Source organism: Lysobacter sp. ESA13C, assembly GCF_019970005.1.
Lineage (GTDB): Bacteria > Pseudomonadota > Gammaproteobacteria > Xanthomonadales > Xanthomonadaceae > Lysobacter > Lysobacter antibioticus_B.
This window is the reverse complement of record NZ_JAHXYK010000042.1, coordinates 1-515: the sequence shown is the minus strand read 5'-3', so window position 1 is coordinate 515 and position 515 is coordinate 1. Positions and strand designations below refer to the sequence as shown.

Genomic DNA, 515 nt, shown 5'->3' with positions numbered 1-515 from the left:
CCCCAATCCGCATCGCCGCCCGACGAGGATGCGCGTGCGCCGACGCCGAGCACCGAACCGTTGCCGAAACGGTGGTCGAAGTCCACCAAGGCCTGCCCCCAGCTGCGGTCCAGTTCGCCGCCGGGCAGATCGAACCCGAACAGGTCGATGATCTCGCCGCGCGTGCCGCTGACCGTCTTGTCCAGACGGCGGACCGCTTCCAGCGACACCGTCAGTTCGTTGCTGCCGCCGATCCGGCCCGAGAACGCCGTGCCCAAGCGCGCATCGCGCGTCGTCCAATCGCTGCGCTCGAAGCGCGACGGGAAACCGCCGCCGTCTTCGCTGTAAGCATCCAGCTCGGTCTTGTTCCAGGTGTAGGACAGGTACGGCGAAACTCTCACCCCGCCCCACTGCGCCGCGTCCTTCCAGTCCAAACGCGCGCGCAGCGCCGCCACCTTCGCATCCGGCCGCGCCGACGAGGTGTGGATCGCGGTACCGTTGTAGTAACGGCGCTGCGAATCGACATCGAACCGGCC

1 protein-coding gene is annotated in these 515 nt (G+C 68.2%); it reads right to left on the bottom strand.

The features are described 5' to 3' along the window. Positions 1–515: autotransporter outer membrane beta-barrel domain-containing protein (locus tag LC490_RS24250; RefSeq protein WP_223621904.1), on the bottom strand; the 515-nt coding region annotated here is incomplete at both ends.